The organism is Colwellia aquaemaris (assembly GCF_057548755.1).
The window spans coordinates 1,366,520-1,393,365 of sequence record NZ_BAAJLV010000001.1; the positions used below are offsets into that span (position 1 = coordinate 1,366,520).

A 26,846-nucleotide genomic window follows, 5' to 3' on the forward strand; every position below is an offset into this window, starting at 1 on the left:
GTTTATGACAAAATTTTTTAATTAACTATTTTCGGCAGTATAGTGCGAATATTCTTTTCTAACGCGGCAGCTAAGTCCGCTTTTGGCTCTGGGCGCAGCGCTGATAGTGCATTGAAAACATCAAGCAAACGTAACGGGGAATTGTTTTGCCCTTGAAAGCCATAAAGAGGCATTGATGGTGCGTCTGTTTCAAGTACTAAACTATCAAGTGGTAGTCGCTTTATCGCCTTAATGGTTTTCTCTGCTCTTGGATAAGTAATGGTGCCGCCAATACCGAGTTTAAAGCCTAAGTCGATGTATTGGCAGGCTTGCTGATAACTGCCAGAAAAGGCATGAATAATTCCTGCATTTTGTAACTTATACTTTTTTAGCAACGGCACTATGTGTTGATGTGATCTTCTATGGTGCACAATGATGGGTAACTGAAAGCGTTTTGCTAGCTGTAGCTGGCCATCGAAAATGGCTATTTGTTGTGCTAGATTGTTTTGTTCTTTATCGATTACGCCATCAATGCCCGCTTCACCTATGGCAATTAATTTTGTTAAATTCTCGGCTACTAAACTAGCTAAATCGGTTAAACAAGTTGCCGGTAAATCATTAAGAAACCAAGGGTGTAGGCCTAAACATGGAAATAGGCTAATAGGGCTAGCGTTATGCTGTTCTACTAATGCTAGCGCTTGTTGCCAGTTTTTTGGGCCGATAGTAGGAATAACAATATTATTGATATTGGCTTGCTGACATTCTATTAGCAACTGCGGGAGATTGCTTTTGAAAGCATCAAAATCAAGATGACAATGACTATCGGTAAAACTGAGTCTCTTAGCCATCTTGTTTCCTTCTGCATATTATTCTGCTAGTCAATGATTAAATTAATTTTGCTGCTCGTTGGGTTAGGGCGTCTATAACACCAGCTAATTTGTAGTGCTCAACAAACTTTTCATCAGGCGTTTGTTTATGTATAAGAACATTGGCCAAATAGACAGCTTGCGCGATACCAAAACTTTTCTGCAATAGTTTCTCAGGTTTGTGGTGCAAAATAATTGCTTCAATAATTTGATAAGAAAAGCCCCAAGTATGCAATAAGTAGCCGCCAACATGACAATGATCAATTGCGAAGACTTTATGCTCTAAAGCCATGTTATTGCCGTTTTTAATCCTGTGTTTAAAGAACAAAGCGGTAGATTTTTCATTAACTTCAAACAAGACAACCTTACCTAAATCATGCAAAAGGCCTGCAATCATAGCATCTTGCTTTAACTCAGGTTTTACCATAGAGGCGGCAAGTTTTGCGGTTGCTAAACAATGTAATTGTTCATCAAGAATTGAAAAATCTTTAATTTTAGGATTATAAGAAAATAATTCAGCAGTCATTACGATACAACATAAGGTATCTAAACCCATTTTAGTGATGGCTTCACTAATATTCATCATGGGTTTACCCGTGGTGGCAAAGGTATTATTAGTAAACTGTAAAACCTTTGCGGTTAGGGCAGGGTCTTGCTGAATTATTTTAGCAATTTTACTGGAGTCGGTATTGGCTTCTTTTAGTACAGCATTAAGTTGCATATAAACCTTTGGCGGGCTAGGCAAAGTTTTAATGCTGGCAACGGTTTTAACAATAATATCTTTAGTGATTGCTTGGTTATTGTTGGCTAACTTGCCAATAGTATTGATGATAACTTTGCTTTCAATCGGCAAGGCAAAACAATAATGTGCTATGTCTTGAGATTGAGTTTCACTGTCATCAATGAGTATTCTAACGATCTTTGGAAACTTTTTAGCAACCATCTCCAATACCGCTTTGCCGTCACTATTATCAATTTCAGCCGCACAAACGACAATATTGAATTGATGTTGTGATAATGCGGAAACAGCTGCATGCAAACCTGTTACATGGGCAAACTTAGCTCGAGACTTAAGTAACTCCTGCTTAAGTTCGAGCAATTGATTTTCTAGATTATCAATCAATAATATTTTCATTTATAACACATTATTCCTGAGTGTTTATTTGTGATTACATACGTTCCATTACGTCAATACCTAAAATATCTAAACCTTGTTTTAAGGTATTGGCGATCATTTGACAAAGCGCTAAACGAGACTCTTTAACATTGTCGTTAATATCGTCTTTTAAAATTGGACAGGCTTCATAAAAACTCATATACAAGCTAGCTAACTCATATAAATAGTTACATAACAGGTTAGGCGTACATTCGCTGATAACAGCATCAAGTACGTTCTCAAGTTGTAATAATTTTAATGCTAAGGCTTTTTCTTGCGGCTCAATAATAGCAATAGCTTGCTGAGTGTCAGCTTTACTATAATTTGCTTTGCTAAAAATACTTTGAATACGAGAGTACGCATATTGTAAATAAGGTGCTGTCGCTCCTTCAAAACTTAGCATGGTTTTCCAGTTGAAGATGTAATCACTGGTACGATTTTTTGATAAGTCAGCAAACTTTACTGCGCCAATACCAACTTTTTCTGCAACCTCATTCAGCTTTTCGTCAGAGTAATCAGGGTTTTTCTCTGCAATGACAGCTTTTGCACGAACAACGGCTTCATCAAGTAATTCTGCAAGTTTAATGGTACCGCCAGTACGGGTTTTAAATGGTTTACCGTCATCACCCATCATCATGCCGAATGGACAGTGATCATAGCCAACATGCTCAGGTAAGAAACCAGCCTTACGGGCAACAATTTCTACTTGTTTGAAATGCAATGCTTGGCGGGCATCTGTAAAAATAATAATGCGATCGGCATTTAGTTCACCACTGCGGTAGCGACATGCTGATAAATCGGTTGTTGCATATAAGTAGCCACCACCTGATTTTTGTACGATAAATACTGAAGGATCGCCGTCTTTGTTGGCCATCTCGTTAATGAAAACTACTTTCGCACCTTGATCTTCAACAGCAATTTTTTGTGCCATTAATTCATCAATAACGTTAGATAAGTCATCGTTATAGGCACTTTCACCCATAATGTCATCGCGGGTCAAAGTAACATTTAGTTTTTGGTAAATTTCTTCACTATGGGCAATTGAAATATCAATAAACTGCTGCCAAAGTTTCGCACATTGTGTTTCGCCACTTTGTAATTTCACAACATAGTCACGGGCACGGTCAGCAAAACCGTCTTCATCATCAAAACGTACCTTAGCTTCACGATAAAAGTTCTCTAAATCAGCAAGAGCAGTTTCAGCTACTTCGTTGGACGCAAGCTTGTCGCTTAAATGTGCCAGCAACATACCAAATTGTGTGCCCCAATCACCCATATGGTTTTGACGAATAACATGCTCACCACGAAACTCTAAAGCGCGAACAACAGCATCACCAATTATGGTCGAGCGTAAGTGGCCTACGTGCATTTCTTTAGCAAGATTAGGTGCAGAATAATCAACCACAACTTTTTGTGGTTTGGCTGATTGGCTAACACCTAACTTGTTGTCAGTTGTCACTTGGTTTAGTTGCGTTGCTAACCAATTTTTATCTAAATGAATATTAATAAAGCCAGGGCCTGCTAATTCTACTTTTTCGGCAATGCCTGATAAATCAAGCGCATCAACAACTTTTGTTGCTAACTCTCTTGGATTTGTTTTGAGCTTCTTAGCTGCACCCATAACACCGTTTGCCTGATAGTCACCAAAGTTTGCTCTGTTTGATAGACTGATCGCTGGATTTGTTCCTTCCGGCAAACCTGCTGCCGTCATAGCTGCACTAACTTTTTCACTTAGGATGTTACTAATATTCATGTAAATTAACTCTTTATTGGATTGCAAACTCAACGCTGTTTTAATCAACCTTGAGTCGATAAGCGTAAGTTAAAATATTACGCTTATGAATAAGTTACGCGATAGAATTTCGCTTGTCACCATTGATGAACAATTAATGTTCACGTGTTTTGTGGAACACAATATCAGGGTGGCGTTCTTGCGCTAAGCTTAGGTTGACCATAGTTGGTGCAATGTAAGTTAAGTTATCGCCACCATCTAATGCCAAGTTATCGTAAGCTTTCTTTTGAAATTGCTCTAATGTTCTTTCATCATCACAGGTACACCAGCGCGCCGTAGCAACACTAATTGGTTCGTATATAGCGTCAACATTGTATTCAGTTTTTAATCGTTGCACGACAACTTCAAATTGTAGTACACCAACCGCACCAACGATCATGTCGTTAGAATTTAATGGTCTAAATACTTGTACTGCACCTTCTTCAGAGAGCTGGATAAGACCTTTTTGAAGCTGCTTTGCTTTAAGCGGGTCGCGCAAACGAATGCGTCTAAACATTTCAGGCGCGAAATTTGGTATGCCACTAAACTTCATATTTTCACCAGCGGTAAAGGTATCGCCAATTTGAATACTGCCATGGTTATGCAAACCGATAATATCACCGGCAAAGGCCTGCTCAACATTGGAACGATCACCCGCCATAAAAGTTACCGCGTCAGCAATTTTAACGTCTTTGCCGATACGTACTTGTTTCATTTTCATGCCTTTTTCGTACTTGCCTGAACAAATACGCATAAAGGCGATACGGTCACGGTGTTTTGGATCCATATTCGCTTGTATTTTAAATACAAAGCCAGAGAATTTTTCTTCTTCTGCGTTTACGGTACGAGTATCCGTTAAACGTGGTAAAGGTTTAGGAGCCCATTTGGTTAAGCCGTCAAGCATATGGTCAACACCAAAGTTACCTAATGCCGTACCAAAAAATACCGGAGTTAACTCACCTTTTAAAAACTCTTCATGATCAAACTCGTGTGATGCGCCGATAACAAGTTCTAGCTCTTCACGTAAATCTTCAGCATAGTGTCCAATTTCAGCGTCCAATTCAGGGTTGTTAATACCCGTAATAATACGCTTTTCTTGAATGGTGTGACCTTGACCTGACTGATATAAAAATACTTCATCCGTTAAAATGTTATATACACCTTTAAATTCTTTACCCATGCCAATTGGCCAAGTAATTGGTGCACATTTAATTTTTAATACGTCTTCAACCTCGTCCATTACTTCCATTGGGTCACGAACGTCACGGTCCATTTTATTCATGAAAGTAATAATTGGTGTATCGCGTAAGCGGGTCACTTCCATTAATTTTATGGTACGTGCTTCTACACCTTTTGCAACGTCAATTACCATCAAACATGAATCAACGGCAGTCAGTGTACGGTAAGTATCTTCTGAGAAGTCTTCATGGCCTGGAGTATCAAGTAAGTTGACTAGGCAATCAGCATATGGGAATTGCATAACCGAGGTAGTGATTGAAATACCACGGTCCTTTTCCATTTCCATCCAGTCAGATTTTGCATGTTGGCCTGATTTTTTGCCTTTTACCGTCCCTGCTTTTTGTAAAGCTTGACCGAAAAGTAGTACTTTTTCAGTGATCGTCGTTTTACCCGCATCAGGGTGACTAATAATTGCGAAGGTGCGACGTAAATCGACTTCCTGCTGTTGTACAGACATGCAAATTACCTGTTATTTAGTGGATGAAATAAATTTAGCGTAAATTTTAAAGCGCAACATTATAGCGAAAACCAAGACGAAGGGCAGTAACTATATGCCGAGAAATCGGTATTATTTTTGATTTATTTTCTCAATCTGAAAAATTAACCGCAAAAAACTTGACTTTATAGATTACGGTTGTAATCTTTGTGTTGTTGATTACAATTGTAATCAAGTTGAATTATACCCGATGAATGTGTGGAGCTAGGTCAATGGAACAGCAAATGGCTGATATCAGCAAAGCTGAATTTGAAGTATTAGAAGTGTTGTGGCAACAGTATCCGGCCGCGGCAAGCGATATAGTTGAGCGACTCAGTAAGAAAAAAACTTGGCATGAGAAAACCGTAAAAACTTTACTTAATCGATTGGTAAAAAAACAAGCGGTTGGTTTTATTAAAGAGCAGCGCCGCTATTTATATTCCCCATTGTTTGAGCGAGAGCACTATACGCAAGCAGCAAGCAAAAGTTTAGTTGAGCGATTGTTTAGTGGTCAATTATCGCCTTTAGTTGCTGGCTTTGCTAAAAATAAGAAGTTAGAGCGAGATGATGTCGAGGCACTCAAGTCACTTATTGACCAATGGGAAAGTGAGCATGATTGAGTCATTATTTAATGTGTTAACCAATGCGATAATCCCCCTAACCTTGGTGTTGGCTTTAGTACTTTTGCTACGGCCGGTACTGTTAAAGTTTTTCGGTGCTAATAGCACATATTTTACTTGGCTTGTCGTGCCACTGGCATTGATAGGTTATCACTTAGCACCTTTGTTGTTTAACTCGGAGCGTCAATTCCTCGCAAATAATAATATTGAGCGTATATTAGTGACCTCTAAACAAGCACTATCGCATATTAATGATTTCAATTGGCTCGCTATTATTAGTGCATTTATTTCCTGCTTTTTGCTGATAATTGCAGTAATTGAGCATTGGCAATTTAAGCGTACCTTATTGCCCGCAGCACACAATATCTCTACTCGTATAGAGCAGAGTTTACGATCAACAATTGCTAAACGCCGTTTGATGCTTGTTGTCAGTGAAAGTATTGAAAGTCCGATGATCATAGGTTTACTAACACCTAAATTGGTACTGCCGAGTCGTTTTCTCGAAATATATAACCAAGAACAACAGCAACTTATTGTTGCGCACGAAATCTGTCATTTTGATCGCAATGACATTTATTGGAACCTATTGGCATTTGCTTTAATTGCCTTGTTTTGGTTCCACCCGTTGGCATGGCTAGCCTATATTAGGTTTCGCCGTGACCAAGAGCTTTCCTGTGATCAAACTACGCTGGCGCGCAAGCCGTTAGATAGCAGGATTAACTATAGTAGAGCATTGCTAATTACCGCACAACAAAAGCAACGATTCGCTTTTGCTCACTTATCGTTTAATGAATATGGAGATAAAACCGTGATGTTAGAAAGAATAACGCAAATTAAAAATTTTAAGGTGATGGGAAAGCCAGCAGTAACTGTTTATGGTGTTATATTGACTGCCCTAATGACCAGTATAAGTTATGCCGGCCATGTTGGCATGCAAGGCCAAACGGGAGACCAAGTCAAACATAAACAAGCCGTTAATGATGTATACCCAATTATTCGTATTGAGCCTAAATACCCAATTAAAGCTGCGAAAGAAGGTGTAGAAGGTGCGGTTTTACTTAAGTTTGATGTTGATAGTGAAGGTGCAACTAAAAACATTCGCGTGGTTGCTGCACAGCCTGAAAAAGTTTTTGATGATGTCGCTATTACAGCTTTGTCGAAATGGAAATATGGTTCAAAAAATCATGCAACTAAGGAGGGGCTAGTTGTCCAACTTGATTTTCGTATGGACAAGAATTCAAATCAACCCATTCACCTTGTGGAAAGAATTGAAGTTTCCAAATAGAGCCTGGAGTAGACCTTAATAAAAAAGACCAATTATTTGGTCTTTTTTTAGTTTTAGGCTAAATAAATAGGAAGGATGATTTAAAACAAAAGCATTCAACAAAAGTTATTAAAAAACAAGGAATAGTCTATGCTTTAAATTAGTTGATTTTAGTCATTCCAGTGGTAACCTTAAAAAATATAAGGTTTTTTATAATTGTGCTTAAATTGTTTGATTTATATCAAGCTCTTTGAGTTAGCGTTATTGTATTGTCGGCGCATGATATTTTGGTAATGACATTTTTATGAGGAATAACGTTGTTGCATCTCGTTGTGGTATTGGATTTTTATGGTTGATTTAACGCGCCGTAATTTTTTGCGAGCAAAAAAAGTTTCTACGCCACCGGCGACTAGGCTGCCTTGGACAGCTGATGAAACTTTATTTACACGAGGTTGTACACAATGTGGCAAGTGTTTAAGCGCTTGTGAAGAAAATATTATTGTTAAAGGTGACGGTGGCTTTCCTGAAATAAATTTCAGTAAAGGAGAGTGCACATTTTGCCAACAATGTGTTGTCGCTTGTGATGAGCCTTTATTTAACACATTTGAAAGCAAACCTTGGCAACTTAATATTGAAATTACCTCTGATTGTTTGGCAACTAAGCAAGTTCATTGTCAAATTTGCCAAGATAGCTGTGAGCCCGAAGCCATTATTTTTAAATACCTTCAGGCATCAGTACCTCAACCCAATATTGTATTAAGTGATTGTAGTAGCTGTGGGGCTTGTGTGTCAGTTTGTCCTGAATCAGCAATTAAGTTATCAACATCCTTGTTAGGAGCAGACCATGAGTGAATTAGAGCAATTAATATGGAATGTGCTGGGGTACTCCTCAATGCCATTTATTTTTTTGTTTGGTTTTATCGCCACAGCGATTGTCGCAGTTTTTATTTTAAAAATGTTTGGCGCTAAGCCAAGCGAGTAATTTAGTTAGTTTGTTCTTCGTTGCATAAAACGAGTTACCGAACGTTAATAAGAGGGCAATAAATGTGATAAATCTTTTAGAAGAAAGCCCCGTAAATATAGCTGGAGTTATGTTTATGGCTCATCCTAAGAATGCGGAAAAAGTAGCGGAAAACTTGGCTGAGTTTCCCGGTGCTGAAGTACATGCCAAAGGAGAAAATGGCAGTTTGGTAGTTACGGTCGAGGGACTCGAAGGCGAAGAAAATCAAGCTAAACGTATTATTGAAACAATTACCGATATGGGCAATGTTAGCGGTGTTATTTCATCATCATTAATATTTCATCACAATGACGCTGGCTTACCTCAGCATCAGGGGAAAAAACTATGACTTTAACTAGACGTGACTTTATAAAAGCAAACGCTGTTGCTGCAACTGCTGTTGCAGCAGGGGTTGCAGTACCAAGTGCAGCTTCAAATTTGATCACTAATTCATCAGAAAGCACTATTAAGTGGGATAAGGCGCCTTGTCGTTTTTGTGGTACTGGCTGTAGTGTTTTAGTTGGTACACAGCACGGAAAAGTTGTTGCTACCCAAGGTGATCCTGAGGCTGAAGTTAATAAAGGCTTAAACTGTATTAAAGGCTATTTCTTATCAAAAATTATGTATGGTAAGGACCGCTTAACCCAGCCTTTATTACGTATGACTGATGGTAAGTATGATAAAGAAGGTGACTTTGCACCGGTAAGTTGGGATAAAGCATTTGATGTTATGGCAGATAAGTTTAAGGCTGCTATTAAGAAAAAAGGCCCGACATCTGTTGGTATGTTTGGCTCAGGCCAATGGACGGTTTGGGAAGGTTATGCAGCTTCTAAATTGATGAAAGCAGGCTTCCGTTCTAATAATATCGATCCAAATGCTCGTCACTGTATGGCGTCTGCTGTTGGTGGCTTTATGCGTACCTTTGGTATCGACGAACCGATGGGCTGTTATGACGATTTGGAAAATGCTGATGTATTTGTGCTTTGGGGCTCAAATATGGCTGAAATGCATCCTATTCTTTGGTCGCGTCTAACTGATCGTCGTTTAAGTGCACCGCATGTTAAAGTACATGTTTTATCAACCTATAAACATCGTAGTTTTGAGCTTGCTGATAACGGTATGATTTTTACACCGCAAACAGATTTAGCCATTTTAAACTTCATTGCAAACTACATTATTGAAAATAATGCTGTTAATGAAGACTTTATGAAAAAGCATGTTAATGTTCGCGAAGGGGTAACTGATATAGGCTATGGCTTACGTCCTACACATCCGCTAGAAAAAGCAGCTAAGAACCCTGGAAAAGGTGGTTCTAAGCCAATGAGCTTTGAAGATTACGCTAAATTCGTCAGTACTTATACTGTTGAGTATGTGTCAAAACTTTCTGGTGTACCTGAAGCTAACTTAATTGAAATGGCGAAGCTTTACGCGGATCCAAAAGTGAAAGTTACCTCATTTTGGACTATGGGCTTTAACCAACATACCCGTGGTGTTTGGGCGAATAACCTAATGTATAACGTTCATTTATTGACGGGTAAAATCTCTGAACCAGGTAATAGTCCGTTCTCATTAACGGGTCAGCCATCTGCATGTGGTACCGCACGTGAAGTAGGTACTTTTGCGCACCGTTTACCAGCTGATTTGGTGGTTAAAAACCCTAAGCATAGAGCCTTTACTGAAAATATTTGGAAGCTGCCAGAAGGTACAATTCCACCAAAACCAGGTTATCACGCGGTTTTACAAAACCGTATGCTTAAAGACGGCAAGCTTAACGCTTACTGGGTGCAATGTAATAACAATGTGCAAGCTGCAGCGAATATGAATGAAGAGACGTTGCCGGGCTACCGCAATCCAGAAAACTTTATTGTTGTATCTGACCCATATCCAACGGTTACCGCACAAGCCGCAGATCTGATTTTACCAACCGCTATGTGGGTTGAAAAAGAAGGGGCATACGGTAACGCAGAGCGTCGTACCCAGTTCTGGCACCAACAAGTGAATGCGCCAGGTGAAGCACGTTCAGACCTATGGCAGTTAGTGGAATTTTCAAAACGCTTTAAAGTGGAAGAAGTATGGCCAGAAGAACTGATTGCTAAGCAACCTGAAGTTCGAGGGAAAACACTATTTGATATTTTATACGCTAATGGCAATGTCAATAAATTCCCAATGTCAGAATCAAAAGGTGATACTAACTTTGAAGGTGATCATTTTGGCTTCTATATCCAAAAAGGCTTATTCGAAGAGTATGCTGAGTTTGGCCGTGGCCATGGTCATGATTTAGCTGACTTTGATCGCTACCACGAAGAGCGCGGGTTACGTTGGCCAGTGGTTGATGGTAAGGAAACTAAGTGGCGTTTTAGAGAAGGCCATGACCCTTACGTTGCTAAAGGTAGCGAAGTACAGTTTTATGGTAAAAAAGACAATAAAGCGATTATTTTTGCATTACCTTATGAGCCACCAGCAGAGTCTCCAGATGAGGAGTACAACTTATGGTTAAGTACAGGTCGTGTACTTGAGCATTGGCATTCAGGTTCCATGACAGCGCGTGTACCAGAGCTTCATAAGGCATTTCCTGATGCCGTAATATTTATGCACCCAGATGATGCGAGAGAACGTGGTCTGCGTCGTGGTGATAAAGTATTAATGGCTTCTCGTCGAGGCGAAGTCGAATCACGCGTTGAAACTCGCGGACGTAACCGTCCACCAAAAGGCTTAGTATTTATGCCTTGGTTTGATGCTAAGCAGTTAACTAATAAGCTGACACTTGATGCAACAGATCCGCTTTCGAAAGAAACGGATTATAAAAAGTGTGCGGTTAAAGTGACTAAAGCCTAATTTTGACGAATTTATGCATCGGTAATTAACGTTACCGATGCGGTGGAGTAAAAAAATGAAATTATTATCTTTATTAGCTGTAGTAGCAACATTGTCGGTAGCGTCAATTACAATTGCACAAGAAACAGTTAACTCTGGTGGTTTAGCAACAATTCGCGGTGCTGCAACGCTTGATGAAACACGTGAAGCAGAAAGACTAAAACGTGTGATTAAAGACAAAAATCCAATTGCTCGTAACTATGTACACCAACCACCGGTAGTGCCACATCAAACTCGTGGTTACCGTGTCGATTTAAATAGTAATAAATGTTTAACTTGCCATAGTTGGAAACATGCTGCAGAAACTGGTGCGACAAAAATTAGTTTAACGCACTTTGAAACTCGTGATGGCAAAACCTTATCAGATGTTTCACCTCGTCGTTATTTTTGTTCGCAGTGTCATGTTACGCAAGCAGATGCAGCTCCATTGGTTGAAAATACCTTTGAACCAGTTGAATCATTAGGCAATGAATAAGCCGTTACAACGCAAAGGGGTTTAAGATGCTAAAAAATATTTGGACGTTTTTAAAATCGCCAAGCAGTGCTGCGATGTGGTTTATTCTCGCTATAGGCTTTGCCGGTGGGATAATTTTTTGGGGTGGTTTCAATACTGCGTTAGAAGTAACTAACACTGAAGAGTTTTGTATTAGCTGTCATGAAATGGAAAATAATGTTTACGAAGAATATCGTGAAACTATCCATTATGCTAACCGCTCAGGTGTACGCGCTACGTGTCCTGATTGTCATGTTCCTAAAAAATGGACTGATAAAATTGTTCGTAAAATTGCTGCCAGTAAAGAAGTTTGGGGTAAACTTACCGGCTTAATTGATACCCGAGAAGAGTTTGTTGATCATCGTCGTGCAATGGCCGAGCGTGAATGGAAACGCATGAAAGACAATGATTCATTAGAATGTCGTAACTGTCATAACTTTGAATATATGGACTTTTCGGAGCAAGGTAACCGCAGTGTTAAAATGCACTCTGATGCACTAGCGTCTGGCGAAAAAACCTGTATTGATTGTCATAAAGGTATCGCTCACGAGTTACCTGATATGAAAGGGGTTGAAAACTGGTAATTGCTAGTTTAAGTTAATCACATTGAAAAAGCCGAGCAATAGCTCGGCTTTTTGTTGTTTTTTGTAAAATTGCTAAATGATTAAAATATAAATATGGTGAGTGAAAATTTGTGTTTATCATGGAGAGATAGCCTTGTTAAGTCCTGAATATAAGAAATATACCTTAGCAGAATTGTATGATGTGTTAGCAGCTATAGATGCAAAGCGACACCCTGATAATTATCAGAAATTGATCACGGAAATAGCGCGTAAAGAAAAACTTGAGAAAGAAAAGCTGACACAACAAACCCTTAAAGAGAGTTTACATGATGTACAACGCGATAAAGTTGAACAACAAGCGATAACAAGTTATTGGGACGCTAAATCAGCAAAGCGTGATCAGCAGCAAATTATTACTGTGCTTGGCTTTATAAAGTTTGCCATTATTCTAGCGGTATTTTGCGCTCCGGTTTATTTCAACTCATTTTTACTTGCGCCAAGTTACGACGAAGTTGTTAGTCGCTTAGCTTGGTTCATATCTATCTTCGCAGCCGTAGCTTATGGCTTTTCAAAATTTAAGTATCGCCGCCAACAAAATACGAATCAGGGCTCATCAGAAGCACAGCAATTTGAGCAGAATGTAGGTGGTACAACTAATACTAAGAAAGGTGATAATGAGCCTTGGCTAATTGTTTTGGTCGCAATTATTATCTTAACAACGACTTTTTTTATTACCTCAAAGAGTTTACCTGTAATTGCTCATCTGTATGTGGTTAATAATGTTAAAACTACAAAGCTAGTGACCGTTAATAGCAAAGCGCGTCGATTTAGAAAAAAGCACTGTAACGGGAAAGTTTATTTAAGCGAATATCGTGATATGCAGCTAGATTATATTTGTGGGGTATTATCGAAGAAAACCTGGTCGGCACTAAATCGTGACGACAAGCTTAAGCTATATGGTAGCCAATCAAGTATTGGTTTTCTTGTTCAGCGTGCCGTAAGAGTGCAGTAATGGTTGTTTTACCTAAGCTAAATCGGCAGAGCTAGCTCAATAAATTAGTTAAATAGATTGCCAATAAAAATGCTTTCATCGTCATTTAATAGTTGCCTATTTTTGTGCGATTGACGCTGAATATGTTGTCCACTATATCTATTAGTTAGCATCTCAATGACTTGGCTTGGCTTTAAGCCTGTTATTGCGGTTAATTGGTTAACGGCATCATCCATCAATTGCTCAACAACGTCTTCAGTAGCCAAACTTTCATTTTGCCCGGTATTAGCAAAATGACGTGAAACTCTTGAGCGGGTATTAGCTTGCATACTGTGCATTGAAATTAATGGTTTATTAGATGTTAAATGCAGTTTAATTACTTCTACATTATGGAAATAGAGGCGAGGCGTAAAAAAATGTAGTTAAGTGTTATTCCCGTTAAAATTTTTGTTTAACTATAGTTTTTTAGACATAACAATAGCGTCTTCGTAACCAAACCCTGAGTTACTTGGGTAGTAGCCAGTCCGGCGAGATATTTCGGTAAACCCCTGATTAATATATAGCATTTGGGCACTTATATTCTTAGCACGCACTTCTAGAAAAATAGTTTCGGTTGATAGCTGTTTACAGTGTTGAAAAAACTGTAATAACAATATTTTTCCGTAGCCTTTCCCTTGCTGCTCTGGCGCAACACAAATATCCATTAAGGTCGACTCACCGGCAACATGCTCACCTACATAAAAGCCAACAATCACCTCATCAATTATTAAATACTCGCCAAAATATCGACCACCTATGCAGCTTTTAAATGTTTTTTCACTCCATGGGTGTACATGGCAAGCTTGCTCTATTGGCATTAACTTTTCGGCGATTTCTAAACTGATGGTGCTGAAAGTGTGATTTACTGGAGCTGTCATGGTTTACTTAATACTTGCAGTGCTTGCCACAAAGTTCTTTTTAAGGCTTTTGAGGCCGCTATTACAGATAATGTCGGAGTTACTAAGCAATTGTGCTTAAATTCAATTTTGTCTTGAGCGCTAAATTGCCAATTAATTATACCTAAATCTAAGGTGTGGTTGTTTATCGATAAATCAGCACTACTAACCCCTAAGCTATGAATAATGTCAGTGAACAGTTGCTGATTAATTAAATCACTAATATCAACGCTCAAAGTCGCATTATTTTGCCTAGTGCTTTTAATGTTATGGCTTTCTGATTTCGAAGCAGCATCGCAAGCGCTTGCTTGTGCTGGAAGCTCTCTACGTTGCCAAACGGTAATGTCCATAGCCTTTAGCAAATCAAATTGTCTTTTGGTAATACTCATGTGGTTTCAGGCATTTTAAAAATCATGGTTATCATGACAGAGTTTGTTACTTGGAAAAACTAGAAAGCTAAAATAAATTGGAAAAATATTAAGAAAGGAAAATGGCAGGGGTGGAGAGATTCGAACTCCCAACCGTCGGTTTTGGAGACCGCTGTTCTACCAATTGGAACTACACCCCTGCAACGGATTCGAATTATACTGATGCAAAGCCAAAGGTAAAGCGCTAATTTAAAAAAAGATACTGTTCGCTTAAATAATCGGCAAAAGTTTCGTTTTTATTGCGCTAAATATCTGTTTTGCTGCTTTATCGCTCAGTTTAGCTCATGTTACAGAAACGAGAGTGTTCAGGGTAAGGGTAAACATCTGCATAAACACCTTTGGCGACAGCTTGTTGGCAGGTTTGCCAGTATTCAGCTGTTAACAGATCGGCATGATGTTTTAAAAATGCTTGTCGATAGCGATTATTTGCTAAGGCAAAAGTTGCTATTTCTTCTGGAAAAACATCGCCTGGGGCAACAGAATACCATGGTTCGGCGGCATAAATTTGTTCTTCGGTTACGGGTTCTGGTTTGACACGGAAATTTACCTCATTCATATAGGTTATTTCGTCGTAGTCATAAAATATTACTCGGCCATGGCGAGTGACGCCAAAGTTTTTCAATAACATGTCGCCGGGAAATATATCGGCGGCAATTAATTGCTTAATGGCTTTGCCATATCCATACATGGCATTCTCAACTTCTTCATCACTAGCCTTAGCAAGATATAGATTAAGTGGTGTCATTTTACGTTCAATATACATATGTTTTATGATCACCAAATCGTTTTCGTACCTTAGTAATGACGGCGCTACTTCACTAAGCTCCGTTAATAAGCGTTCTGAAAAACGATGTTTTGGAAAAGCAACCTCAGAATATTCCATGGTATCGGCCATACGGCCAACACGATCATGTAATTTTACTAAACGATATTTACCTTTGACATCAGCGCGGGTCATATTCTTACTTGGTGAAAACTTATCTTTAATAATTTTAAATACGTAAGGATATGAGGGGAGGGTAAACACCGACATCACCATACCTTTTATGCCAGGTGCAAGGTCAAGTTCATCTTCACTGTTATCAAGGTGGTCCAAAAAATCTCGGTAAAACTGTGTTTTACCTTGCTTATGAAAGCCAATAGCTGAGTACAAATCAGCACGCGTTTTATGAGGAATTAATCGATTTAAAAACTCAACTAAGGCATGAGGGTGTTGGCAATCCACAAAGAAATAGGCGCGGGCAAAACCAAATACCACTGCCATTTGCTCGCCTTGTGTGATCAAGGCGTCAATAGTTAAACCGCTTTTCTCACTATTTAATAAGGAAATTATAAAAGGGGTTTCACCCCCTGGGGAGATAACACGGCCAATAATATAAGCCCCTTTATTGCGGTAAAACACAGAGTCTAAAATATCAAATCGTAATTCTGACAGCTGAAAGCGGGTTTTGTGGGCTTGTTGACGAAACTGAGTGATCAGGGTGTTAATATCTTTCTTCAAATGCACAAATGGCACAGAAAAATTTTGGCTTTTCATAATATGGCTAATGGTTTGAAAAAGCCCATGTTCGGCGGGATGATAACTAGTATATATTTTCGGTGTCGGAAAAGCGTCTAAGCGTGTCGCAGTTGATTGCACAAAAATGTACGCATTGTGATAGTACTTGCGCTCAAACAAGTTACAAAAAACTGAGTTGTAAAAGCTTTCGGCTAATTCTGGTTGAGGGTGTTTGCTAAGCAAAGCGATATAGTTGTTTTTAACATGTTGCCAAAGTTCATCGTCAAGTGAGCTGATCAAAAAGTCTTGTTTGAGTGTGTCGAGCGTTTCTTTTACTCGAAGTTCATAAAAATTTGTGCGAGCTTTTGCAGCCGCCTGCACTTCTTGCCATTGATAATTTTCAAAGCGCGTTTTTGCCGACAATGTCATTTCTTTAAAAAGAAAAATATGGCGCTCAAAGCCATTGATAATTGTTTTTGCAATTGCTGCTGCCGTTGAATTCATATGGTAGTCCTTTTTCAGGTATCAAAACTCTGTTATTTCAAGCACACGGTTATCTTAGCTATATCTCTTGAAAACTAGATGACATTTTGCTGAATGTTCACTATTGCAATGATAAATGTTGCGATAGCTTTTCGTTGCTAAATGTTAAATATAATTGAAGCTTTATAAAGCTATGTTAATAAATTGTGCGAAATTGTCACCATGTAACATTAGCACTTTCACTTCGTTTTTTAAGCGCTACAATGCAGGGAAATAGTGCACTTTGTCATCATTAATTCGCAAGTTATGGCAAACATTAGTAAGTTGAGGCGATGTTGAATATGAATAAAAGTAAAGGTTTTACCTTAATAGAACTTGTCGTTGTTATTGTTATTTTGGGTATTCTTGCTGCTGCGGCGGCTCCTCGTTTTGTTGATTTGCAATCAGAAGCGCGAACTTCAGCATTACAAGGGTTAAAAGGTGCTTTGGCATCAGCATTAAGCACTAGCCACGCAAAATTATTGGTTAAAGATGCCGATAAAAAAATATTAAATTCAGCTACAACACCAAAAGCGGAAGATATTATCGCAGGTTGCTCTGGTTGTACTTTCGGCTTTGGCTATCCAGCGCCTGATGATAAAACTCTATCGGTTTTAGTTGATGGAATCGGCTTAGGACTTGACGGTGATTTTGTTGTCACAGAATTCACGGCAAATGGTAATGACAATTATAGTGCGGAAATTACCTTCGCTGATAATGTTGACTCGTCGACTAAAAAACTCCTGAATGACTCCTGTTATGTGAAATATACCATGAGCATGGTTGGATTAGATGAGCCAAGCGTTGAACTCGTTGCATGTGAGTGAACAAATACGCTGAATACGCGCTGAATGTAATTTTTCAAAATGGTAATCACGATCACTTTGCCTGATTACCTTTTTTGAATAAAATCATTAAAAAGCCATAGCTGCTATTTTTCTTGCTATTCATAGCGCACAGCACTAAAATTACGCGTTTTTTCATCTATTAAACCAGTTAAATTACCATGCGTGTAGCCGATTTTTCGTTTGATTTACCCGAAGAGCTTATTGCTCGATATCCAAAAGCCGACCGTTCAGCCAGCCGTTTAATGGCGCTAAACGGTAATAGTGGTGTACTCGCAGATGAAACCTTTACCGATTTAATTGAGCATGTCGCCGCTGGCGATTTACTGGTATTTAACAACACACGTGTTATTCCTGCACGCATGTTTGGTCAAAAAGCCAGTGGCGGTAAACTTGAAGTGTTAGTTGAGCGTTTGTTGGACGAGCACAGAGTACTTGCCCATATTCGCTGTAGTAAGTCCCCTAAACCGGGTAGCGAAATATTACTTGAAGGTAAAGTTAAGGCAACTATGGTAGCGCGCCATGACGCTTTATTTGAGCTTGAGTTTCATGGTGAACAATCGGTACTTAAAGTATTGGAAGAGGTGGGGCATATGCCATTGCCTCCTTATATTGACCGCCCCGATGAGGAAAGCGATAAAGAACGCTATCAAACCGTTTATAACGAAAAACCTGGTGCCGTAGCTGCACCAACCGCTGGCTTACATTTTGATGATGAATTAATGGCAAAGCTTAAAGCCAAAGGCGTTGATTTCGCATTTGTCACTTTACATGTTGGTGCAGGCACCTTCCAGCCAGTTAAAGTTGATGAAATTGCTGATCATATTATGCATGCAGAATATGTTGAAGTACCTGACAATGTTGTTAAACAAGTTAAACAAACCAAAGCTAAAGGCGGTAAAGTTATCGCGGTTGGTACAACGTCAGTGCGTTCATTAGAAAGTGCAGCAAAAGCAGCACAAGAAAAAGGTGAAAGCTTTAGCGAATTTTACGGTGACACCGATATCTTTATTACCCCAGGTTTTGAATTTCAAATAGTTGATGCTCTAGTGACCAATTTCCATTTGTCGGAGTCAACCTTGCTTATGTTAGTAAGTGCTTTCTCTGGTTATGAGAATATAATGACGGCATACCAACATGCGGTTGAACAGCAATACCGATTTTTTAGTTACGGTGATGCCATGTTCCTAACCAAGAAGACCAACGCGGGTAATTAGTTTTATTAAAGTAATCTAGCTTGCTAGCATCTCTAGCAAGAGTATAAATAACCGCTAGCCTGTTTCGCTAGTAGGTGAAGGAAGTAAAATGACAGACAAAACTGAAAAAAAAGCCATGCAGTATGAGTTGCTGACAACTGATGGTAAAGCAAGACGCGGACGTTTAACTTTTGCCCGTGGCACGGTAGAAACACCAGCCTTTATGCCTGTTGGCACCTACGGCACAGTAAAAGGCATGAAAACTGAAGAAGTGGCTGATACTGGCGCTGAAATATTGCTAGGCAACACATTTCACTTAATGTTACGCCCTAGCACTGAAATTATTGAACAGCACGGCGACTTACATGATTTTATTAACTGGGATAAGCCAATTCTTACTGACTCAGGCGGTTTCCAAGTATTTAGCTTAGGTAAAATGCGTAAAATTACCGAAGAGGGCGTGAAATTTAGCTCGCCTGTCAACGGTGAAAAAATCATGTTAACGCCTGAGCGTTCAATGGAAGTGCAACGCAGCTTAGGCTCAGATATCGTGATGATATTTGACGAATGTACGCCATACCCAGCAAGCCATGAAGAATCTAAAGTTTCTATGGAACTGTCTTTACGCTGGGCACAACGTTCTAAAGATGCCCATCAAGGTAATCCAAACGCTTTATTCGGTATCGTACAAGGTGGTATGTACGAAGACTTACGCGAAGTGTCTGTTGACGGCTTAACCAGTATAGGTTTTGACGGTTATGCTATCGGCGGCTTATCAGTAGGTGAGCCAAAAGAAGACATGATTCGCATTTTAGATCACACCACCCCCTTGATCCCAGAAAATAAACCCCGATATCTTATGGGAGTAGGCAAGCCTGAAGACTTAGTTGAAGGTGTTCGTCGCGGTATCGACATGTTTGACTGTGTAATGCCAACACGTAATGCCCGTAACGGACACTTATTTGTGACTAATGGCGTCATTAAAATTAGAAATGCTCGTCATAAAACAGATACTGGACCATTAGATCCTGACTGTGATTGTTATACTTGTAAAAACTATTCGCGTGCTTATTTGCATCATTTAGACAAGTGTAATGAGATTTTAGGTTCGCAATTAAATACTATGCATAACCTACGTTTTTACCAACGTGTAATGCAAGGATTGCGCGATGCCATAGAGCAAGGCAAACTAGATGAGTTTGTGGCCGAGTTTTATGCGTTACGTGATTTACCTGTACCACCATTAGCGGGTTCAGGAACAGAAACGGATTAAAACCTTAACAGGTTTGATTTCACCATTTAATCGCTTTAACTAGAACAATTAATTAGAAAAAATAATAAGAGGAATTTATGAGTTTATTTATTAGCCAAGCCCACGCTGCGGCAGCTCCTGCTCAACAAGCTGATGGTACATCAATGTTAATTATGTTGGCCGTTTTTGGTTTAGTATTTTATTTTATGATTTACCGCCCACAAGCTAAGCGCGTAAAAGAGCATAAAAGCTTAATGGCTGAGTTATCAAAAGGTGATGAAGTACTTACTCAAGGTGGCATCGTTGGTAAAATTGTTAAAGTTTCTGATGAAAAAGACTTTATTGTTGTTAGCATCGCTGAAGGTACTGAAGTTACAGTACAAAAAGGCGCTGTAAATGCAGTATTGCCAAAAGGTACAATGAAGTCTCTATAACGAGTCATTATTGTGAAAGCTTTGGCGACATTGAAAGTGCTTGTTGATATTTTATCAATTGGCACTTTTGCGTAACTAGAGCAATGAAATACTCATAAATTTTGTTCTAATATATTTACAGTTTATTAGAGCGATTCAAAAAGAAGATAGGATGAACTTGTGTTAAACAAATATCCATTGTGGAAGTCATTAATGGTGCTATTTATAGTGGCTATTGGTGCTTTGTATGCGTCTCCTAACCTTTATGGTGAAGACCCAGCAGTACAAATTTCAGGCTTACGTGGTGTAGAAACCACAGCAGCAACACTCGATAATGTTAAGTCGCAATTAGATAGTGAAAATATTACATACGCTAGTATTGTTTTAGAAAAAGGCCAAATTTTGGCACGCTTCAATGATACAGAACAACAACTACGTGCGCGTGACTTACTTGATGAAAGTATTGGCGATAAATTTTCTGTAGCCTTAAATTTAACACCGGCAACGCCAGAGTGGTTGGCAAGTATTGGCGGTACGCCAATGAAATTAGGCTTAGATTTAAGTGGTGGTGTTAGCTTCTTAATGGAAGTTAATATGAACGAAGCTATTGTTAAAGCACAAGAAAGCTTAGTTGATGATTTTCGCACCGGCTTACGCGGAGAGAAAATTCGTTATCGTTCAGTGAAAAAAGCTAACGATGTTATCAATATTCAATTTCGTAATGTTGAAGACTTAGATAAAGCAGATTCATTCCTATCAAAGCAAAATCGCGATTTGTTAATTGAAACAAACGAAGATACCTTAACTTTGTCGGCAAAAATGACCGAGCAAAAGTTAAAAGAAACCCGCGAATATGCACTTCAGCAAAACATTACCATTATTCGTAACCGTGTAAATGAACTAGGTGTTGCAGAGCCACTAGTACAGCGCCAAGGTAAAAAGCACATTGTTATCGAATTACCAGGTGTACAAGATACCGCAAAAGCGAAAGAAATTCTAAATGCCACGGCAACTATAGAGTTTCGCCTAGTTGATACAGAAGGTGATTTAGGTGCAGCTCTTAACGGACGAGTTCCAGGCAGCTCACAATTGTTGAAAGAGCGTAATGGCCAACCAGTATTATTGAAAAAACGCGTTATGTTAACGGGTGACCATATTGTTGACGCGGGTTCTAGTTTTGACGAATACAGCCGTCCACAAGTAAATATTACTTTAGACTCAGCCGGCGGCAGCAAAATGTCTAACGGCACTAAAAATAGTATCGGTAAACCAATGGCGACGGTATTTATTGAATACAAACCAACGGATCGTGTTGACGCAGAAGGTAATACTATTTTTGAAAAAATAGAAGAAGTTATCAGTGTTGCTACTATTCAAGCGCGTTTAGGTAAAACCTTCCGTATTACTGGTGCAGGCACGCAAGCTGAAGCACATAACTTAGCGTTATTACTACGTGCAGGTGCGTTAATAGCACCAATTCAAATTGTTGAAGAACGAACCGTTGGCCCTACACTAGGTGCTGAAAACGTAGAGCTAGGCTTCCAAGCGATTATGCTGGGCTTTGGTTTAGTGTTCTTATTTATGCTGGTTTATTACCGTGCATTCGGCATTGTTGCGAACTTAGCATTAGGTGCAAACTTAGTGATGATTGTTGGCGTAATGTCAATGATGCCAGGCGGTGCAGCATTAACCTTGCCAGGTATGGCTGGTATCGTATTAACCGTTGGTATGGCAGTTGATGCTAACGTACTTATTTTTGAACGTATTCGTGAAGAAATGCGTGCTGGAAAATCAGTTCAGCAATCTATTCATCAAGGTTACGATGCCGCATTCTCAACCATCATTGATGCTAACATTACGACTCTTATCGCGGCATTAATACTATTTGCTATTGGTACCGGACCAATCAAAGGTTTCGCGATTACTTTAGCTATCGGTATTATTACCTCTATGTTTACTGCCGTTGTTGGTACTCGTACGGTTGTTAATGCTGTTTGGGGCGGTAAACGCCTCGATAAATTATCTATATAGGGCATCAATACTATGCAAATTTTAAGATTAAAAGAAACTGTTGCCTTTATGAACTACCGTAAGGTAGCCATGATATTTAGTATTTTGTTAATGGCAGGGTCGATTTTTTCACTAGCCACCAATAAGTTAAATTTTGGTTTAGATTTCACTGGCGGTACCTTAATTGAGATCGGATTTGATCAAGCCGCAGATTTAAACCAAATTCGTGGCATTATGGACTCGAATGGCTATGATGACGCTATCGTTAAATACTATGGTTCAAGTCGTGACGTTGTTATTCGTTTAGCAACACGTGAAGACGTTAAAGCTGAAATGCTAGGTAACCAAGTGCTCGATATTCTACAATCAGGTACTGGCCAAGCAATCGACATGCGTCGTATTGAATTCGTTGGCGCTAGTGTTGGTGATGAACTTGCCGAGCAAGGCGGTTTAGCTATGCTAACGGCGCTTATTTGTATTCTAGTTTACGTTGCTTTCCGCTTTGAATGGCGCTTTGCTCTTGGTTCTGTTTTCGCATTGTTTCACGATGTATTGTTAACCTTAGGTTTATTCTCGGTATTACAGTTAGAATTTGACTTAACGGTACTAGCAGCAATATTAGCCGTTATAGGTTACTCCCTGAACGATACCATTGTTGTTTCTGACCGTATTCGTGAAAACTTCAGAAAAGTACGTGTTGGTGGCCCAGAAGAAGTAATCAATATTTCTTTAACACAAACCTTATCGCGTACCTTTATTACCTCAATTACAACCTTGTTGGTTTTAGCGGCGTTGTTCTTTAAAGGTGGTGCGTTAATTCATGGTTTCGCAACAGCGTTATTATTAGGTGTTTTTGTTGGTACTTACTCTTCAGTTTACGTTGCCAGTTCGGTTGCTTTAGCCTTAGGTATTTCGAAAGAAGACTTAATTCCTGAAGTGATTGAAAAAGAAGGTGCAGATCAACAAGAAATGCAACCTTAGGATTTCAAACGCCTGCTGTTAATAGGCGCTAAAACATAAAAACGGCTCGTACTATACGAGCCGTTTTTTTATGCATTCAAATTAAGTGATTACTTTAACCATTTCTGATAAGCGCTGATATTGGTATTAGCCAATGCCTTTTTTAGTAATTCAATGGTATTAGCGTTTGGGTTTTCATTTATGCTTTTTTGCCAATTGTCTCGAGCAATTTTCCGTGCTTTTTTATCGTTAATTTTATCCGCAGCTATTGCGCGTAAAAACCATTTCCAGCCGCCATCAACATTCAAGTCTATCAACGCACTAGAACTTTCGAAAGCCTCTTGCCAATTGCCTTGGTACAAAGCTACCAATACAGCATTTTCTAGAATAAAAGACTTTTCATCATCAAGTGCTAATTCACTACCTTGGTAAAAATCTGCTAAGGCTAAATCAAACTCACCCTGTTTTATATATAAAAAACCACGGGTATTGTAATAATTTGGCAACACTTCACTAAAAGGTAATTGGCTTTCAATATCAATCGCCTTAGTTTGTGCTTCAGTTGCTTGTACTAGTTTTTCTTGCTTAGCATAAATTTCTGATTTTACTGAATAAGGGGTCGAAACTTTATTGTTTAGCGATATTGACTTATTTACCATTTCTAACGCTTGTGGCAGTTCATTTTCAGCAGATAGCTCCACCGCTTTTGTTAAATAATAAATATTATCTTTTAAATCGCTGTAGTTTTTGTCTTTCTGGTAAGACTCGATAACTTTTAGTTGCTCAGGTGAAGCGCGACGATTAACTTTTTTAGCGATAACATCAGACACTAATTGTTGCTGAACTTCTTTAACACTAATGCCACTTTTTTCATAAATGCTTTTACGAATGGCCTTCATTTCCGACTCTAAGCTGTCGAGTCGAGTTACTAGCTTAGTGTTCTGCTCTATTTGCGCGGTAAGTTGTGAATTTAAGTTAGAGATTGCTAACCCGAACATGGTTATCAGTACAATTAATACCAAAACAAACAATATGGTTTCTAAGCGAAAATGCTGTTTGCTTTTTAAATTCATACGCTCATAAAGTGCATCAATATTTTCAATCGAGCTTTGTTGAGTTTTTGACTCTTGAGAATGTGCTTGCTTCATAAGGAAATCCTTCACTAATTGCCAGTCGCCATTTTATTAAGCAGCTCTTCTCCGCCTTGCTTAAGGCAGGCGCTGGATTTCATATATTCAAAGGCTATTTGTGGTTGCTCTAAATCAATATGGAAAATGGCAATGTTGCAGGAATTTTTGCAGCACCAGCATTTTTGTATTTGATATAAGGAATACATTAAGACAATTGAAAATATCGTACCTGTGCCTAAAAGCTCGGTAATTTTATCCATATTCTCGCTGGTAACTAATAAATAGAAAACAATGGCTATTGACGCTATTGAGATAATTAATAAGGTGATATGAAACTTAAAATAAAAGTTTAATCCTGATTTCGTGCTATCAATAAAACGGTTCGCCGCTTTGGCATAAAGTGATAACTGCTCGGTAGGAATGTTTGATAGTATGTCCATATGCTGTGTGCCTGTATGTCCATTAATTAAGCTACTCATTAGTATAGTAAATCCTCTGTAGAACACCAAAATAGCCCGTTTCTTGGAAAAAATTAACTCAGAATTATTCATTCACTATAAAGTCGTTGTCATAAATTTGACTTGTTTGTGTCACCTGTTTGTCAAGTTAGCGAAATAAAAACTACACATTATTTCAACATTTTTGTCATTTTTGCTCCGTACTATTATCGCATATTTTTTAATAATAAATCTGCGGAGCAGAACTGTAATGAGTATCAAAAATCTATTTAAAGTAAGTGTAATTGTAAGTGCTATGGCTTTAGTTGGTTGTGGTGGCGACATTAAAATTGAGCCAACCGTAAACGACAATAGTGTTGATAACAGCACCAATAACTCGAACAACACCGACGGCGGTGGCAACACGGGCGACACTAACCCTTGTGCAACACGTGGCGACTTACAAGGTTCGTACGACGGCCGCGATTGTAATTACACAGCAGCATTTGCCAGTAAAAATATTGAAATAGAAACTGACTTAACCTTTAACGAATTACCTGAAGACGGTGTTCACGTATTTAACGGTGCGCTGCTTATCGGTAAAGATTGTGACACGACTACAGGCTGTACTATTGCTGCCAACGGCCCAACATTAACCGTTGTTGAAGGTGCTAATCTAGCATTTACCTCTGGTGAAGCAATTATTCGCATAGGTCGTGGTGCTAAAATTAACGCTATTGGTACTTTAGAAAAACCAATTACATTCACTTCTGCTAATGCTTACGAGCGATTAGATGTTGTAGGTAACGGTGCACAGTTTGCTGACTGGGGCGGAATTATTATTAACGGCTTTGGTATCACTAACCAATGTACCGACGCGCAACGTGCTGCAACTACTTGTAACGTAACTACTGAAGGTGTTACTAGCTACTTTGGTGGCAACAACAATGCTGACAACAGTGGTACTATTCAATTCGCTAACATTTGGTATGCAGGCTCTGGCCCACGTTCAGGTGGTGAAGGGGATGACCTTAACTCACTTACATTAAATGCGGTTGGCTCAGGCTCAGCATTTGACTACATTCACATTCACCAAGGTTTTGATGATGGTATTGAATTCTTCGGTGGCGCAGCAGACATTAGTCACATTGTGGTAACTGATACCCAAGATGACGCCATTGATATTGATGCCGGTTGGCAAGGTAACGGGCAATATATTTTTGTTAAGCACGGTACAGTGCAAACAAAAAATGACGTGATTGTTGACGGTGTAACTATTCCTGCTGGCTCAGACGTATTCATGGGTAACAACGGCTTTGAAACCGACGGCGAGAAGAACGGTGGGGCAGAATATTCTGAAGCACCAACGTCAAACCCAACGTTTGCTAACGTAACTGTGATAACTACCGACGGTAGCTCAGTACGTGATGATGACCCATCACAAGCATTCAAATTCGATGATGCCATTAAATCAATGTACTACAACACGCTAATCGTGAAAACAGACGGCACTAACGGTACTAACTGTATCGAGCATAAATCAGACGGTGAAATCAACGTTGATGAAGTGTCATTCTCTAACTCAGTAATGGCGTGTGTAAACGAGTTTAAAGGCGAACAAACCTTTGTTTCAGGCAAAGAGCCAGCAGCATTAACCGGCACAGCAAAAGCTGATTGGTTTGACAACGGTGGCGCAAACCAGCGTATTGCTAGCACTTCAAGCGTGTTAGCGAATGCTTTCGCAACAGACGTTGATTCAGCAGACATTACTGTAACTGCCAACGACTTATCAGGTTTAGATGCTTTCTTCCAAGCAGGTAGCTACATAGGTGCGGTATCAGAAAACGATACTAACTCAGACTGGTACAAGTGGGTTGAAGCGGCTGTTACAGCAGCAGATCAAGATTAATTAACGGTTTAAAACCAGTT

The 26,846-nt window shown here is 39.2% G+C and carries 26 protein-coding genes and 1 tRNA gene; 16 read left to right on the forward strand and 11 right to left on the reverse strand.

Annotated elements, in window-relative coordinates:
- Nucleotides 1-17: 17 nt before the first annotated feature.
- The 4 genes from AC27HL_RS06055 to prfC all read right to left on the reverse strand — a co-directional run bounded on the left by AC27HL_RS06055 (nucleotide 18) and on the right by prfC (nucleotide 5,468).
- Nucleotides 18-827: a TatD family hydrolase gene (locus tag AC27HL_RS06055; protein WP_487079756.1), complete on the reverse strand. Its 810-nt coding sequence runs from the start codon at nucleotides 825-827 to the stop codon at nucleotides 18-20.
- A 37-nt stretch (nucleotides 828-864) separates the two neighbouring features.
- Nucleotides 865-1,980 carry an HDOD domain-containing protein gene (locus AC27HL_RS06060; RefSeq protein ID WP_487079758.1) on the reverse strand — a complete coding sequence of 372 codons (1,116 nt, stop codon included), beginning with the start codon at nucleotides 1,978-1,980 and terminating at the stop codon, nucleotides 865-867.
- Between the two features lie 34 nt (nucleotides 1,981-2,014).
- The gene (argS, locus tag AC27HL_RS06065; protein ID WP_487079760.1) at nucleotides 2,015-3,754 is read right to left on the reverse strand and encodes an arginine--tRNA ligase; all 1,740 of its coding nucleotides are present in this window, start codon (nucleotides 3,752-3,754) and stop codon (nucleotides 2,015-2,017) included.
- A 133-nt stretch (nucleotides 3,755-3,887) separates the two neighbouring features.
- Nucleotides 3,888-5,468, reverse strand: a complete 1,581-nt coding sequence (gene prfC, locus AC27HL_RS06070; RefSeq protein ID WP_487079762.1) for a peptide chain release factor 3 — start codon at nucleotides 5,466-5,468, stop codon at nucleotides 3,888-3,890.
- Nucleotides 5,469-5,719: 251 nt separating this feature from the next.
- Here prfC and AC27HL_RS06075 point away from each other — a divergent pair, with 251 nt between their 5' ends.
- The 9 genes from AC27HL_RS06075 to AC27HL_RS06115 all read left to right on the forward strand — a co-directional run bounded on the left by AC27HL_RS06075 (nucleotide 5,720) and on the right by AC27HL_RS06115 (nucleotide 13,312).
- Nucleotides 5,720-6,106: a BlaI/MecI/CopY family transcriptional regulator gene (locus tag AC27HL_RS06075; protein ID WP_487079763.1), complete on the forward strand. Its 387-nt coding sequence runs from the start codon at nucleotides 5,720-5,722 to the stop codon at nucleotides 6,104-6,106.
- The gene (locus tag AC27HL_RS06080) at nucleotides 6,099-7,391 is read left to right on the forward strand and encodes a M56 family metallopeptidase (RefSeq protein ID WP_487079765.1); all 1,293 of its coding nucleotides are present in this window, start codon (nucleotides 6,099-6,101) and stop codon (nucleotides 7,389-7,391) included. The genes AC27HL_RS06075 and AC27HL_RS06080 overlap by 8 nt, the downstream gene beginning before the upstream one ends.
- 327 nt (nucleotides 7,392-7,718) lie before the next feature.
- Nucleotides 7,719-8,222 (forward strand): ferredoxin-type protein NapF, encoded by a 504-nt coding sequence (gene napF, locus AC27HL_RS06085; RefSeq protein WP_487079767.1) that lies wholly within the window; start codon nucleotides 7,719-7,721, stop codon nucleotides 8,220-8,222.
- On the forward strand, nucleotides 8,215-8,352 hold the full coding sequence (locus AC27HL_RS06090; RefSeq protein ID WP_487079769.1) for a TIGR02808 family protein: 138 nt from the start codon (nucleotides 8,215-8,217) through the stop codon (nucleotides 8,350-8,352). The genes napF and AC27HL_RS06090 overlap by 8 nt, the downstream gene beginning before the upstream one ends.
- 64 nt (nucleotides 8,353-8,416) lie before the next feature.
- Entirely contained in the window at nucleotides 8,417-8,719 is a 303-nt protein-coding gene (locus AC27HL_RS06095) for a chaperone NapD (RefSeq protein WP_487079771.1), read from the forward strand.
- Nucleotides 8,716-11,205 carry a nitrate reductase catalytic subunit NapA gene (gene napA / locus AC27HL_RS06100; protein WP_487079773.1) on the forward strand — a complete coding sequence of 830 codons (2,490 nt, stop codon included), beginning with the start codon at nucleotides 8,716-8,718 and terminating at the stop codon, nucleotides 11,203-11,205. Before AC27HL_RS06095 ends, napA begins: the two co-directional genes overlap by 4 nt.
- A 55-nt stretch (nucleotides 11,206-11,260) precedes the next feature.
- Nucleotides 11,261-11,719 (forward strand): nitrate reductase cytochrome c-type subunit, encoded by a 459-nt coding sequence (locus AC27HL_RS06105; protein WP_487079774.1) that lies wholly within the window; start codon nucleotides 11,261-11,263, stop codon nucleotides 11,717-11,719.
- 26 nt (nucleotides 11,720-11,745) lie between these two features.
- Nucleotides 11,746-12,321, forward strand: coding sequence for a NapC/NirT family cytochrome c (locus AC27HL_RS06110; RefSeq protein WP_487079776.1), 576 nt, complete (start codon nucleotides 11,746-11,748; stop codon nucleotides 12,319-12,321).
- A gap of 133 nt (nucleotides 12,322-12,454) precedes the next feature.
- Nucleotides 12,455-13,312: a hypothetical protein gene (locus AC27HL_RS06115; protein ID WP_487079777.1), complete on the forward strand. Its 858-nt coding sequence runs from the start codon at nucleotides 12,455-12,457 to the stop codon at nucleotides 13,310-13,312.
- 44 nt (nucleotides 13,313-13,356) lie between these two features.
- Here AC27HL_RS06115 and AC27HL_RS06120 read toward each other — a convergent pair whose 3' ends face one another.
- The 5 genes from AC27HL_RS06120 to aceK form a co-directional block, all read right to left on the reverse strand.
- On the reverse strand, nucleotides 13,357-13,629 hold the full coding sequence (locus AC27HL_RS06120; protein ID WP_487079779.1) for a hypothetical protein: 273 nt from the start codon (nucleotides 13,627-13,629) through the stop codon (nucleotides 13,357-13,359).
- A 117-nt stretch (nucleotides 13,630-13,746) separates the two neighbouring features.
- Complete coding sequence (gene rimI, locus AC27HL_RS06125; RefSeq protein WP_487079781.1) at nucleotides 13,747-14,208, reverse strand: ribosomal protein S18-alanine N-acetyltransferase; 462 nt, start codon at nucleotides 14,206-14,208, stop codon at nucleotides 13,747-13,749.
- Nucleotides 14,205-14,615, reverse strand: a complete 411-nt coding sequence (locus tag AC27HL_RS06130) for a DNA polymerase III subunit psi (RefSeq protein WP_487079783.1) — start codon at nucleotides 14,613-14,615, stop codon at nucleotides 14,205-14,207. Before AC27HL_RS06130 ends, rimI begins: the two co-directional genes overlap by 4 nt.
- Nucleotides 14,616-14,717: 102 nt before the next feature.
- Nucleotides 14,718-14,794, reverse strand: a tRNA-Trp gene (locus AC27HL_RS06135).
- Between the two features lie 137 nt (nucleotides 14,795-14,931).
- Nucleotides 14,932-16,656, reverse strand: a complete 1,725-nt coding sequence (gene aceK, locus AC27HL_RS06140; protein ID WP_487079784.1) for a bifunctional isocitrate dehydrogenase kinase/phosphatase — start codon at nucleotides 16,654-16,656, stop codon at nucleotides 14,932-14,934.
- Nucleotides 16,657-16,976: 320 nt separating this feature from the next.
- On the opposite strand from aceK, the gene AC27HL_RS06145 reads away from it, so the two are divergent.
- The 6 genes from AC27HL_RS06145 to secF all read left to right on the forward strand — a co-directional run bounded on the left by AC27HL_RS06145 (nucleotide 16,977) and on the right by secF (nucleotide 23,371).
- The gene (locus tag AC27HL_RS06145) at nucleotides 16,977-17,501 is read left to right on the forward strand and encodes a prepilin-type N-terminal cleavage/methylation domain-containing protein (RefSeq protein ID WP_487079786.1); all 525 of its coding nucleotides are present in this window, start codon (nucleotides 16,977-16,979) and stop codon (nucleotides 17,499-17,501) included.
- Between the two features lie 179 nt (nucleotides 17,502-17,680).
- Nucleotides 17,681-18,736, forward strand: a complete 1,056-nt coding sequence (queA, locus tag AC27HL_RS06150) for a tRNA preQ1(34) S-adenosylmethionine ribosyltransferase-isomerase QueA (RefSeq protein ID WP_487079787.1) — start codon at nucleotides 17,681-17,683, stop codon at nucleotides 18,734-18,736.
- A 115-nt stretch (nucleotides 18,737-18,851) separates the two neighbouring features.
- On the forward strand, nucleotides 18,852-19,988 hold the full coding sequence (tgt, locus tag AC27HL_RS06155) for a tRNA guanosine(34) transglycosylase Tgt (protein WP_487079919.1): 1,137 nt from the start codon (nucleotides 18,852-18,854) through the stop codon (nucleotides 19,986-19,988).
- 77 nt (nucleotides 19,989-20,065) lie between these two features.
- A complete protein-coding gene (gene yajC, locus AC27HL_RS06160; RefSeq protein WP_487079789.1) occupies nucleotides 20,066-20,401 on the forward strand; it encodes a preprotein translocase subunit YajC in 336 nt (111 codons plus the stop codon).
- Nucleotides 20,402-20,560: 159 nt separating this feature from the next.
- Nucleotides 20,561-22,411: a protein translocase subunit SecD gene (gene secD / locus AC27HL_RS06165; protein WP_487079791.1), complete on the forward strand. Its 1,851-nt coding sequence runs from the start codon at nucleotides 20,561-20,563 to the stop codon at nucleotides 22,409-22,411.
- Between the two features lie 12 nt (nucleotides 22,412-22,423).
- The gene (secF, locus tag AC27HL_RS06170) at nucleotides 22,424-23,371 is read left to right on the forward strand and encodes a protein translocase subunit SecF (RefSeq protein WP_487079793.1); all 948 of its coding nucleotides are present in this window, start codon (nucleotides 22,424-22,426) and stop codon (nucleotides 23,369-23,371) included.
- An 89-nt stretch (nucleotides 23,372-23,460) separates the two neighbouring features.
- On the opposite strand, the gene AC27HL_RS06175 is transcribed toward secF, so the two are convergent.
- Both AC27HL_RS06175 and AC27HL_RS06180 read right to left on the reverse strand, forming a co-directional pair.
- The gene (locus tag AC27HL_RS06175; RefSeq protein ID WP_487079795.1) at nucleotides 23,461-24,498 is read right to left on the reverse strand and encodes a tetratricopeptide repeat protein; all 1,038 of its coding nucleotides are present in this window, start codon (nucleotides 24,496-24,498) and stop codon (nucleotides 23,461-23,463) included.
- A gap of 14 nt (nucleotides 24,499-24,512) precedes the next feature.
- Nucleotides 24,513-24,959, reverse strand: a complete 447-nt coding sequence (locus tag AC27HL_RS06180; protein WP_487079797.1) for a hypothetical protein — start codon at nucleotides 24,957-24,959, stop codon at nucleotides 24,513-24,515.
- Nucleotides 24,960-25,188: 229 nt separating this feature from the next.
- On the opposite strand from AC27HL_RS06180, the gene AC27HL_RS06185 reads away from it, so the two are divergent.
- Complete coding sequence (locus AC27HL_RS06185) at nucleotides 25,189-26,826, forward strand: hypothetical protein (protein WP_487079798.1); 1,638 nt, start codon at nucleotides 25,189-25,191, stop codon at nucleotides 26,824-26,826.
- The last annotated feature ends 20 nt before the right edge of the window (nucleotides 26,827-26,846 follow it).

What these genes read in the sequence shown, in the direction of transcription:
- AC27HL_RS06110 (WP_487079776.1), top strand. Translation starts at nt 11,746, where the DNA reads ATGCTAAAAAATATTTGGACGTTTTTAAAATCGCCAAGCAGTGCTGCG.
- AC27HL_RS06120 (WP_487079779.1), bottom strand. Translation starts at nt 13,629, where the DNA reads ATGCACAGTATGCAAGCTAATACCCGCTCAAGAGTTTCACGTCATTTT.
- AC27HL_RS06055 (WP_487079756.1), bottom strand. Translation starts at nt 827, where the DNA reads ATGGCTAAGAGACTCAGTTTTACCGATAGTCATTGTCATCTTGATTTT.
- prfC (WP_487079762.1), bottom strand. Translation starts at nt 5,468, where the DNA reads ATGTCTGTACAACAGCAGGAAGTCGATTTACGTCGCACCTTCGCAATT.
- AC27HL_RS06105 (WP_487079774.1), top strand. Translation starts at nt 11,261, where the DNA reads ATGAAATTATTATCTTTATTAGCTGTAGTAGCAACATTGTCGGTAGCG.
- AC27HL_RS06075 (WP_487079763.1), top strand. Translation starts at nt 5,720, where the DNA reads ATGGAACAGCAAATGGCTGATATCAGCAAAGCTGAATTTGAAGTATTA.
- tgt (WP_487079919.1), top strand. Translation starts at nt 18,852, where the DNA reads ATGCAGTATGAGTTGCTGACAACTGATGGTAAAGCAAGACGCGGACGT.
- rimI (WP_487079781.1), bottom strand. Translation starts at nt 14,208, where the DNA reads ATGACAGCTCCAGTAAATCACACTTTCAGCACCATCAGTTTAGAAATC.
- AC27HL_RS06060 (WP_487079758.1), bottom strand. Translation starts at nt 1,980, where the DNA reads ATGAAAATATTATTGATTGATAATCTAGAAAATCAATTGCTCGAACTT.
- secF (WP_487079793.1), top strand. Translation starts at nt 22,424, where the DNA reads ATGCAAATTTTAAGATTAAAAGAAACTGTTGCCTTTATGAACTACCGT.
- AC27HL_RS06175 (WP_487079795.1), bottom strand. Translation starts at nt 24,498, where the DNA reads ATGAAGCAAGCACATTCTCAAGAGTCAAAAACTCAACAAAGCTCGATT.
- queA (WP_487079787.1), top strand. Translation starts at nt 17,681, where the DNA reads ATGCGTGTAGCCGATTTTTCGTTTGATTTACCCGAAGAGCTTATTGCT.
- AC27HL_RS06080 (WP_487079765.1), top strand. Translation starts at nt 6,099, where the DNA reads ATGATTGAGTCATTATTTAATGTGTTAACCAATGCGATAATCCCCCTA.
- AC27HL_RS06090 (WP_487079769.1), top strand. Translation starts at nt 8,215, where the DNA reads ATGAGTGAATTAGAGCAATTAATATGGAATGTGCTGGGGTACTCCTCA.
- AC27HL_RS06145 (WP_487079786.1), top strand. Translation starts at nt 16,977, where the DNA reads ATGAATAAAAGTAAAGGTTTTACCTTAATAGAACTTGTCGTTGTTATT.
- argS (WP_487079760.1), bottom strand. Translation starts at nt 3,754, where the DNA reads ATGAATATTAGTAACATCCTAAGTGAAAAAGTTAGTGCAGCTATGACG.
- aceK (WP_487079784.1), bottom strand. Translation starts at nt 16,656, where the DNA reads ATGAATTCAACGGCAGCAGCAATTGCAAAAACAATTATCAATGGCTTT.
- AC27HL_RS06130 (WP_487079783.1), bottom strand. Translation starts at nt 14,615, where the DNA reads ATGAGTATTACCAAAAGACAATTTGATTTGCTAAAGGCTATGGACATT.
- napA (WP_487079773.1), top strand. Translation starts at nt 8,716, where the DNA reads ATGACTTTAACTAGACGTGACTTTATAAAAGCAAACGCTGTTGCTGCA.
- yajC (WP_487079789.1), top strand. Translation starts at nt 20,066, where the DNA reads ATGAGTTTATTTATTAGCCAAGCCCACGCTGCGGCAGCTCCTGCTCAA.
- napF (WP_487079767.1), top strand. Translation starts at nt 7,719, where the DNA reads ATGGTTGATTTAACGCGCCGTAATTTTTTGCGAGCAAAAAAAGTTTCT.
- AC27HL_RS06180 (WP_487079797.1), bottom strand. Translation starts at nt 24,959, where the DNA reads ATGAGTAGCTTAATTAATGGACATACAGGCACACAGCATATGGACATA.
- AC27HL_RS06185 (WP_487079798.1), top strand. Translation starts at nt 25,189, where the DNA reads ATGAGTATCAAAAATCTATTTAAAGTAAGTGTAATTGTAAGTGCTATG.